This window comes from Shimazuella sp. NTD247 (assembly GCF_059510415.1).
Genome location: NZ_JCAJZU010000010.1, coordinates 107,296 through 116,009, shown reverse-complemented (window position 1 = coordinate 116,009; position 8,714 = coordinate 107,296). Strand labels below are relative to the sequence as shown.

Here is an 8,714-nt window from a genome sequence, read left to right as displayed (position 1 = left end):
TAATAATATAGCATGGACATGTTTATGAAGTCAACACATTTTTTAAAAAAAGTGTTATGGAAATTTGGGCGGCCCTGTTGCCAAGGCCGCTTGCCAGTGAGGATCTGTGCTTTTAAACCGCGGTAATAATCTCTGTCACCCAGTATCCTCGCCGGTTTTGCATTGTTTGTGTGTGGACAGCACACACATTATCCAGATGTATTGTTCTCTTAGCAAGACGTTGAACACGGACGGGTCCTTCGCTCCAAAAATCAGCTGGCCGATATTTGGTGAAAACAAGTGACCTACTTCTCGTCTCCATGACCCAGTTGCCATCTCGAATGACACGAACAGTACATGTTCCCATATGGAGGCTCATTCCCTTGGCATATAGCGAAGCCACTGGCTTCCAGCGCCCTGTATAGAAATACCAGCCCAACAGAACAAGTTGGAGCAGTGTCGCTGTTCCTTGCAGGAAGGAGACCAGCGTCAGATTCGCGCTGGACGCCAACAGCCAAAGGGATGCACCCCAGATGCCATTCGCTAACAAACTGCTGAGCAACATGATACGATTAGCTCTGACTGCTTTGAGCGAAGATTTTACAATTTGCAGTGCAGTGTTGGTGCCATGGGTAAACACCAACAACAAGAGCCACATCTGTGTCATCTCTAACGAGCTCTTGTCAGTTGGGAAAAAGAATGGAACCACCCAAGCACCACCAACGAAAGCCGTAGCTAGCAGCACAGCACTACAACAGAGTGTGCCCATCAAGAATGTCACTGTAATGAATGAACGGATTTGCTTATAGTCCTTGTTACCATAGTACCCAGCGACATAAGGAGAAATCACCGGATACAACCCGGTAAACATCGCCAGCGGCACAAGCATGATCTGGTTGGCAATCCGCTGTGTAGCCAGCACATCCACCCCATAACGCTGGAGCGTGTGCAGGTAGTACGCCATACACGCCTGGAAGCCTAGCTTATCGGAGATCAACGGCCAAGCTTCCTTGCACGTTTGCCACTGAAGTACCCAGTCTGGACGCAGTGGGACTACTCGGCGCGAAAACACTTGATGTGAAGCGAGCAGGCGAACCAGCATCACCAGCTGCACAATAATCGCGACAACGTTTGCACAGGCTACGCCTCGAATTCCCAGATCAAACACATAAATCGCCAGCGAGCCAAGCACAACATGAGTACCCAGCATACAACCTGCGGCAACTGTTACACTTCGATGCTCTTTCAAGTTATTGAGTGTACTGGTGAGGCTACTGACAAGCGAACTGACGACGACGGAACCCATGATTATCTGAAAATATGGTGCTCCATGTGCAGCTACATCAGACTCCGCTCCTCCAAATTGCAAAATCACTGTTGGAAAGACAATCGCCAAGACACCGACGAGCAGACCAAGCAGCAGGCTAGAAAACAGCGAGTTAACAGTGATGTGTTGCACCAACACTGTCTTTACATACTCTTTTGCGTCCAGTTTTACAATCTTTGTTGCATCCGCTTCTGCATTTTCTTTTACTCGTTTTAGACACTCTGGCAGATTGGCCATTTTTTCACTGTTTGACTGACCGATCCAAGGACCAGCCACTGCCTTCAACCCATTTTTGTCAATACTGACAAAGAAAAAGTTGATAATCGCCGATGCAGCCACTCCGGCAATCGCTGCTGTACCCAAGTGAGCGAGAAAACCCATATTGATCAGATCACTTGAATAAGTTGCAAGACCAGTCAGCACAGACCACTTTGTCACTTTGAGCACATCTTTATAGGCGGACTGTTTTCGATGATTCCGGTGAGCCATGTCCATCCCTTCGATTGAGAACTATTCTCAGTATATACCAAAACGATAAAAAATCATCTAATTTATTTTTTATAAGCATGTTGCATTTTTAAATAATTTCAAACGGTTCATCGATCCTTCATTTTATTTAAAGTCAGACAACCTATTATCAGCTTGTTAAACCTTAAATAAATAAGTTCATGAACAAACATTCAAACATATACGCTATATTATCGTACTATTAATTGCTCCTGTTTACCGCTATGATACAATATTTGTTTGGAGGGATGACTTTCATGTTATTATCAGGCAAATTAAATAAAATACGTACGTTTGCCCTGCTTCTCATCTTTGCAGGGGTAGGGGTGATGTATATTGGTTTTCTCATCCCTGGTTGGATGGCACTTTTTATTGCATTTGGCATGATTTTTATACTCGGTAGTGTGGGGATATATTTTTGGGTAGGAATATTATCTACACAAGCTTTGCGGGTTTCCTGTCCAGAATGCGGAAAACCGACAAAGGTTCTTGGCCGAAGAGACAACTGTATGCACTGTAAAGCTATTTTATCGGTAGATCCAAAAGACGCTCCAGAAAATAAAAAAGAAGAGCCGTTGTCTTAAGACGAGTGCTCTTCTTTCTTTTCTGTCAGCTCTTTTTGACACATCGGACATGTACCGTAAATTTCCAGTCGATGTGTATTTACTTCGTATCCGGTCATTTCACTCGCGGATTTCTCGACTTGCGATAATACAGGGTAATCAAAATCCGTAATATGTCCACAATGGTGACAAATAACATGATAATGGTCATCCATATTGGCATCAAATCGACTGGAGGAATCACCATATGTTAATTCACGTACAAGTCCCGCCTCGCGGAACAGACGTAAATTGTTGTAAACAGTAGCAACACTCATATTCGGAAAATTACTAGATAATGACTTATATATTTCATCTGCCGTCGGATGTTGGATACTGGATAACAAGTAATTCAAAATGGCATGCCTTTGAGGGGTCATGCGAACTCCTTGTACTTTTAAAGTTTCCACCGCCTCCATCAATCGGCCATTCGCCATTTCCGTTCACCTCTTTTATGAAAATCATTCTAACTTAAGAATAACTATTTACTTATAACCTTGTCAATGTTTGCTTGCCCAAATTTGCAGTAAGGCAACAATTCACACCTAGAACACTTCGGATTTCTAGCCATACATAACCTTCGTCCATGCCAAATAAGTTGATGATGCGTATCTAACCACTTTTTCTTTGGAATTTTCTTGGTAAGCTGCTGTTCGGTTTCCACAGGTGTTTTGCTCTTAACGAGAGCTAGTCGGTTGGATACTCTTTGTACATGTGTATCTACTGCTAATGCTGGAACACCAAAAGCATTGCTTAACACTACACTCGCTGTTTTTCTGCCAACCCCCGGCAAAGCTTCTAATGCTTCACGCTCCATTGGTACTTGTCCATCATATTGTTCTACTAATATGCGACATGTCTGATATATATTTTTGCTTTTATTACGAAATAATCCTAGACCCCTTATTTCTTCTGCTAACTGATTCTCTGTCATTTGGAGCATTGCTTCCGCTGTTGGGTATTTTGCAAACAGTTCTTTGGTTACTTTATTCACTTGAACATCCGTTGATTGAGCAGAGAGAATGGTTGCGATTAAGAGCTGGAAAGGCGTTTCAAAATCGAGCTCGCAATGGGCATCCGGATACATATGGGCTAACACTTCTAGTATCTTCTTTGCTGAGACTCGCAACATTTTATCTCCTCTCTATTTTTACCGCTTCCATAATCAGCTCTTCGCTGCTTTCGTCAAAAGGAGCACGATAAAAAGTACCATACCGATTTTGAACTTTAAATCCACATACAGCTAAAAGATGGTTCAATTCAGAAGGAAAAGCATAACGCAGTCTTATTTTGGATTTATTTCGTCCTAATGAATCACCGCGTTGATTAAATCTCTCCATGTAACGAGTGATATTGGCAATCTGATTAAATGTATCTAATTCCATAAAATCATACACTTCTAGTTCATCTTTTCCCGACGGAAAGCTGCCTCGGAACGTATATTTCCCTTCCATTTCTATCAATTTCCGCATATGAGGGACAAATGCATGGAATGCAAATACTCCCCCTTCATCTAGATGACGTCGAATACTTTTTAATGCACTCAATTGATCCCGCACATTGATCAACTGTAAAAAAGACCGATCAGGCATAATAACCAAAGGGCATTTTTTACCAGGAATCATAAAATTGGTAATACTCGCTTCGATCCATTTGATTCGATGGCTAAGCCCTAAGTCCTCCGCTTTTTTACTAGCTATTTTTAGTTTGTCCGCACTAAAATCAACACCGAATACTTCAATTCCTTCTTTTGCGATCGCAATTGCACAACGGCCAGTTCCACATCCTAATTCAATTACCGGTCCCCCAGTTTGCTTTGCTAGTTCTACAAAATAAGTTAGATCTTGATCCATATCACTTGTATTACGGGCAAAAAAATTATAGTATTCGGTCATAATGGGTTCATTATATCTCCCCATCCGATTCCTTCCTCTCTTCTCTATTTAGGTAAGGTTCTCTTTTATATAACGCAATGCTTCCGCTACATGATCTTTCACTTTTACTTTACGGAAGATTTTTACCACTTTTCCTTCCGAATCTATAATAAAAGTCGTACGTTCAATTCCTATACCCGTTTTCCCAAACATCGTTTTTTCCTTCAACACATCGTACTGCTTACATACTGTTTCTTCTGCATCACTTAAAAGCAAAAAAGGCAGATCATATTTAGCAGCAAACTTACGATGAGAAGCAGTAGAATCTCTGCTAATTCCAAGGATCACTGCATTTACATCGCTGAATTGTTGATAGGCATCACGAAAATCACAAGCCTCCGTTGTACATCCTGGTGTGTTGTCTTTTGGATAAAAATATAAAACCACATTTTTCCCACGAAAATTAGAAAGAGATACTTCTGAGTCATTGCTAGATACTAATGTAAAATCTGGTGCTAATTCACCTTCTTGAATCAAACCAAACACCTCCAAAACATGCATCACATTATTTTATCATTTTGCATAAATGTGTGCTATATCAGATAGTTTACCCAATCCTCATGTATTATCATGGATAAGTTGACCTATGAGTAAGAGAAGTATATTATAGATATTAGTTATCTATAATATACTTTAGGAGGAATGGAAAATGGAATTGCGCATAAATCATTCCAAATCAAACCCTGCAGCTTATGCTGCGATGATTCAACTGGAGAAATCAATTCAAGAAATGGGCATCGATCCGATTCTTTACGAAATAATTAAAATTAGAGCATCTCAACTTAATGGGTGTTCGTTTTGTTTGGATATGCACTCCAAAGATTTTCTAAAAAAAGACCAAAGCATCGACCGGCTCATCCAAATTCCTGTTTGGAAAGAATCTACCCTTTTTACAGACAAAGAAAAAGCTGTATTAGAACTTACCGAAGCTGTTACCCGAATCCAACATGGTCTGTCCGATGAAATTTACCAACGAGTACGGGAACATTTTGATGAAAAAGAATTTATGACATTGATCATGGGCATCAACGCAATCAATGCGTGGAATCGTATTGGGGTATCGACTGGGATGTTTCCAAATTGCTTTTCGAAATAACTATGCCAAAAAAGGCCTCCTCTTGAAAATAGAGGAGGCCTTTTTCTTCACTCAAATTGTATCGATAATTGGCAATACACTGCTGACTAATCTGATATAATCGATTTACAGTAAACCTTTCCACTAACCCTGTACGAAAGGACAGTCCAATGCGTTTCGCAAAACGCTTCAATGAGGACTTCAGTGTGATGATCCCAAAAATTGTTCATGAGATCAAAGCAGCTCCCGACCCCTGTGGAGAGGAGGCGATGGATGCAACCGTTCTCGTGCTCTCTATGGCTCTTCACTATGTTCGTGAAACTCCGAGCATGGGGTGGGGAACCATGGATTCGATCCGAGCAGCGATGATTAACATCCACTCTGGTCAAAAGCTGACAATGGAAGAATTGGGCAGACTCGTTCCGTGGTTCCGCTGATCTGACAGGGTAACAAGACTGTATGAAACCAATGAAAAATCGGTCCCATACAGTCTCTGACAATAATGTGTTAATCCTATATATTCATGGTAATACCATCAAAAAGTAGTGACCGTCTTCTAACGAAGGCGGTCATAGAAAACACTATTTACTTCTTCAGATTAGCCCTCTCCGACTCAATCGTTTGGAGTTCTCTCTCCAACACTTGGACAAGCGGGGTAATATCATCAGCTGTCTTCTGAAGACGCTGAATTTCTTCATCCCATCGTGATTTGCGATTACGAAGTGCTTCGTCCTTGATACCGTCCATCGCTCGAATAGCTGCAGCTTTGTCCAACTTCATTCGATCTGCTGCGCGAAGCAAGTTACTTCGGATACTTTCGCACTTTCCAAAAGCACTCTGGTATGCCCGAATATCATTATCCAAAATATACCGATAAGACTGCAGCGCAGCAATATAACCTCGAAGGGACGTAACGGCTTCTCCATAGTAAGTATCTGTATTGTTTTGCTTTACCTTGTCCCTACTCTTAGCCGCATTTCTAGCTCGGATCAACTGCATTTTATAGTTACTAGAGGGATAAGAAATCTTGTTAGAACGAGGCTCGGAAGACGCCACTCGTGCGAAGTCTTGGTATGCCGTTTGGAGGTTCTTCAGTTCTTTTGGAGGCAGGGTGAGCATGATTTCCTCATCTGGTCGAAAGGCTCTTGACAAGTCCTACGATATCACAAAAAAACCATCAGGATAATATTTTCATATTTCGAAAAATTGGTAAACCATTACAACGATATTTTGTTAAAATAAAAAGGAGTAATCTCTCCTAAATTCATTGGAGAATTAGATGAGTGCTGACGCTTCCTTCCAAACAGCGTACAACAATACAAAAGGAAAAGCAGAGAAAATCATCGAAAAATACTGTCAAAAGAACCCTGGTAAGATTCCGGACGACGGTGACTTTTCAGATATCAAGGAAGTAGTTGATTCCATCCAACAAGCTTTTAAAGTAGAATGCGAAAAACTAGGTATGGACACCACGAGCCGCAAATATGGACTCGCCAGTTTCTATGATGTAATAGAACTGGCAGGTCATATTCGAATCTATTTCTAAGTATTCAGTTCTGGGCAGACAAAAATGTCTGCCCAGACACTAAGTTACATACACCATTTGAACTTTAGAAGGGTACCGGCAATTTAAAATCTGAATATTATTAATACTTTATGTATAAAAAAGGGAGTGCTGTAATGGTATTAAAAAAATTACTTTTGTTGTTTTTATTCACTACCATGGTTTTTTTGTTTTATCAACCTTCTTCAATATTCGCTGCTGACCTTCCTATCTATCAAATTGAAATCAACAAAGATACGAATAAACTGTACTTATATAAAGATGGAAAAGTAATGAAAACATACCCTGTCGCAACTGGCCGTTCCAACGACCTGACTCCTGAGGGCACATTTCCCATTGTAGTAAAAATAGTAGATCCAGCATGGAAAGATACACCTGGGGGTGACCCAAAAAACCCGCTCGGACCGAGATGGAATGGATTAGAAGTAAAAGGCGACCGCGGACGTACTTACGGTATACACGGCACGAACAATCCGGATTCTATAGGTTCACATGCTTCCAGCGGGTGTGTGCGAATGTACAATGAGGATGTTAAAGAATTATATAACTTTATTTATGAAGGCACTCCAGTGTGGATTCACACCGGAAAAAGCGACAACACATGGAAAGGTGAACCAAAAGTTGGACTCCAAAAAGAAGAAGGATCTGTAACAATAGCAAGAAATCAAGTGAAGCTGTGGACAGGACCAAATGTAGGTTCTTTTATTACCACAACAAAAGCAAAATCCACCCAATTACAAAAAACAGGCTATTCAGATAATTGGATTCAAGTGAAATTCGCTGACAAAAAATATGCTTTCATTCAAAAAAACTTTCTTTCACCTGCGGAGATATCAACTGTTATCGCCGATGTAGATTTAGCAAATATCCGTTCAGAACCAAACACTACTTCTACTGTTTTGCAAAAAGTGCCATATGGAACTATTTTGACATTTACTGAATTGAAAGATGATTTCTACCAGTTACAACTAAAAAACAACAAAGTAGGCTATATCAGCAAAACAGTTGTCCAACAGTAGAGTCAGAATAAAAACTCCAAATGAAATGCTGTTCAGTTAAACCATCACCGGTTTAACTTTTTATTTTGAATACTAATCCCCTCATTTATAAAAAATCTCCATTTACTAAAGAATAGATATATAACTTTTTAACAGGATGGTATGAACATGAGTTTCTTCAAACGAATGGAACAAGGAAATACAGTTTTCTATATCTTTCCATAATCCTTGTTTCATTTTGGTTTTTTTCTTCCCGCCTCTATTACTAGAAATAAAAGAAACAGAATTAGAGGAGCTGGTGATGCTCAGTGAACAGCCCCTTACTTTATTACAAGAATCCGTCTTAACAGCAGGCAATATAAAAGAAATTTTCGATTTTGAGGCGATATACACAAATTTATTAGCTGGTTTTGCGATTTTTTTACTTGATGGAAGTGACACTTGTGAAAATATGTCTGCAGGTAAAATAACCCAGACCAGTGTAACGATTATGTACATAAAAGACCTTGTGGATGAAAAATTAATCCAGGAAGTGCGTAGACGCTTAAAACAAGTAGACTTAAAAAGTGTATTAGAGAGTGGAATGATTGAGCAAGCGATTCAAGACAAAAAGCTAACACCATTTCCAACAATATATAATACCGAACACATCCATCGTTTCTACAGATAGTATCTATTTGTCCAATCTGCATCGTTTAAAAGCTTTTTTAGACTTTTTTTGTGCTATT

12 protein-coding genes are annotated in these 8,714 nt (G+C 40.2%); 6 read left to right on the top strand and 6 right to left on the bottom strand.

The window, feature by feature from the left end; translation table 11 throughout:
- Positions 1–112 precede the first annotated feature (112 nt).
- Positions 113–1,795, bottom strand: a complete 1,683-nt coding sequence (locus tag AC5WOC_RS20355) for an MATE family efflux transporter (RefSeq protein WP_496057252.1) — start codon at positions 1,793–1,795, stop codon at positions 113–115.
- Between the two features lie 275 nt (positions 1,796–2,070).
- Between AC5WOC_RS20355 and AC5WOC_RS20350 the strand changes: the two genes are divergently transcribed.
- Positions 2,071–2,397 (top strand): DUF2614 family zinc ribbon-containing protein, encoded by a 327-nt coding sequence (locus AC5WOC_RS20350; protein WP_496057251.1) that lies wholly within the window; start codon positions 2,071–2,073, stop codon positions 2,395–2,397.
- Here the strand turns inward: AC5WOC_RS20350 and AC5WOC_RS20345 are convergent.
- The 4 genes from AC5WOC_RS20345 to bcp are packed head-to-tail and all read right to left on the bottom strand — an operon-like array spanning position 2,394 to position 4,823.
- A complete protein-coding gene (locus AC5WOC_RS20345; RefSeq protein WP_496057250.1) occupies positions 2,394–2,852 on the bottom strand; it encodes a Fur family transcriptional regulator in 459 nt (152 codons plus the stop codon). The genes AC5WOC_RS20350 and AC5WOC_RS20345 overlap by 4 nt on opposite strands.
- Before the next feature lie 44 nt (positions 2,853–2,896).
- Positions 2,897–3,547 carry an endonuclease III gene (nth, locus tag AC5WOC_RS20340; RefSeq protein ID WP_496057249.1) on the bottom strand — a complete coding sequence of 217 codons (651 nt, stop codon included), beginning with the start codon at positions 3,545–3,547 and terminating at the stop codon, positions 2,897–2,899.
- A 1-nt stretch (position 3,548) separates the two neighbouring features.
- Positions 3,549–4,334 carry a class I SAM-dependent methyltransferase gene (locus AC5WOC_RS20335; protein ID WP_496057248.1) on the bottom strand — a complete coding sequence of 262 codons (786 nt, stop codon included), beginning with the start codon at positions 4,332–4,334 and terminating at the stop codon, positions 3,549–3,551.
- Positions 4,335–4,358: 24 nt separating this feature from the next.
- Positions 4,359–4,823, bottom strand: coding sequence for a thioredoxin-dependent thiol peroxidase (bcp, locus tag AC5WOC_RS20330; RefSeq protein WP_496057257.1), 465 nt, complete (start codon positions 4,821–4,823; stop codon positions 4,359–4,361).
- A 175-nt stretch (positions 4,824–4,998) separates the two neighbouring features.
- On the opposite strand from bcp, the gene AC5WOC_RS20325 reads away from it, so the two are divergent.
- Both AC5WOC_RS20325 and AC5WOC_RS20320 read left to right on the top strand, forming a co-directional pair.
- Positions 4,999–5,445: a carboxymuconolactone decarboxylase family protein gene (locus AC5WOC_RS20325; protein ID WP_496057247.1), complete on the top strand. Its 447-nt coding sequence runs from the start codon at positions 4,999–5,001 to the stop codon at positions 5,443–5,445.
- Positions 5,446–5,630: 185 nt separating this feature from the next.
- Positions 5,631–5,861 carry a hypothetical protein gene (locus AC5WOC_RS20320; protein WP_496057246.1) on the top strand — a complete coding sequence of 77 codons (231 nt, stop codon included), beginning with the start codon at positions 5,631–5,633 and terminating at the stop codon, positions 5,859–5,861.
- A gap of 148 nt (positions 5,862–6,009) precedes the next feature.
- Here the strand turns inward: AC5WOC_RS20320 and AC5WOC_RS20315 are convergent, their stop codons facing one another.
- Positions 6,010–6,543 (bottom strand): hypothetical protein, encoded by a 534-nt coding sequence (locus AC5WOC_RS20315; protein ID WP_496057245.1) that lies wholly within the window; start codon positions 6,541–6,543, stop codon positions 6,010–6,012.
- 160 nt (positions 6,544–6,703) lie between these two features.
- Between AC5WOC_RS20315 and AC5WOC_RS20310 the strand changes: the two genes are divergently transcribed.
- From AC5WOC_RS20310 to AC5WOC_RS20300, 3 genes are all read left to right on the top strand, one after another.
- On the top strand, positions 6,704–6,970 hold the full coding sequence (locus AC5WOC_RS20310; RefSeq protein ID WP_496057244.1) for a hypothetical protein: 267 nt from the start codon (positions 6,704–6,706) through the stop codon (positions 6,968–6,970).
- Between the two features lie 134 nt (positions 6,971–7,104).
- Entirely contained in the window at positions 7,105–8,007 is a 903-nt protein-coding gene (locus AC5WOC_RS20305; RefSeq protein ID WP_496057243.1) for a L,D-transpeptidase family protein, read from the top strand.
- Between the two features lie 280 nt (positions 8,008–8,287).
- A complete protein-coding gene (locus AC5WOC_RS20300; RefSeq protein ID WP_496057242.1) occupies positions 8,288–8,656 on the top strand; it encodes a spore germination protein in 369 nt (122 codons plus the stop codon).
- Positions 8,657–8,714 lie beyond the last annotated feature (58 nt).

Excerpts from the sequence above, each read along its gene's own strand:
- AC5WOC_RS20345 (WP_496057250.1), bottom strand. The coding sequence starts at position 2,852 with ATGGCGAATGGCCGATTGATGGAGGCGGTGGAAACTTTAAAAGTACAA.
- AC5WOC_RS20305 (WP_496057243.1), top strand. The coding sequence starts at position 7,105 with ATGGTATTAAAAAAATTACTTTTGTTGTTTTTATTCACTACCATGGTT.
- AC5WOC_RS20310 (WP_496057244.1), top strand. The coding sequence starts at position 6,704 with ATGAGTGCTGACGCTTCCTTCCAAACAGCGTACAACAATACAAAAGGA.
- AC5WOC_RS20315 (WP_496057245.1), bottom strand. The coding sequence starts at position 6,543 with ATGCTCACCCTGCCTCCAAAAGAACTGAAGAACCTCCAAACGGCATAC.
- nth (WP_496057249.1), bottom strand. The coding sequence starts at position 3,547 with ATGTTGCGAGTCTCAGCAAAGAAGATACTAGAAGTGTTAGCCCATATG.
- AC5WOC_RS20300 (WP_496057242.1), top strand. The coding sequence starts at position 8,288 with ATGCTCAGTGAACAGCCCCTTACTTTATTACAAGAATCCGTCTTAACA.
- AC5WOC_RS20325 (WP_496057247.1), top strand. The coding sequence starts at position 4,999 with ATGGAATTGCGCATAAATCATTCCAAATCAAACCCTGCAGCTTATGCT.
- AC5WOC_RS20355 (WP_496057252.1), bottom strand. The coding sequence starts at position 1,795 with ATGGCTCACCGGAATCATCGAAAACAGTCCGCCTATAAAGATGTGCTC.
- AC5WOC_RS20350 (WP_496057251.1), top strand. The coding sequence starts at position 2,071 with ATGTTATTATCAGGCAAATTAAATAAAATACGTACGTTTGCCCTGCTT.
- AC5WOC_RS20335 (WP_496057248.1), bottom strand. The coding sequence starts at position 4,334 with ATGGGGAGATATAATGAACCCATTATGACCGAATACTATAATTTTTTT.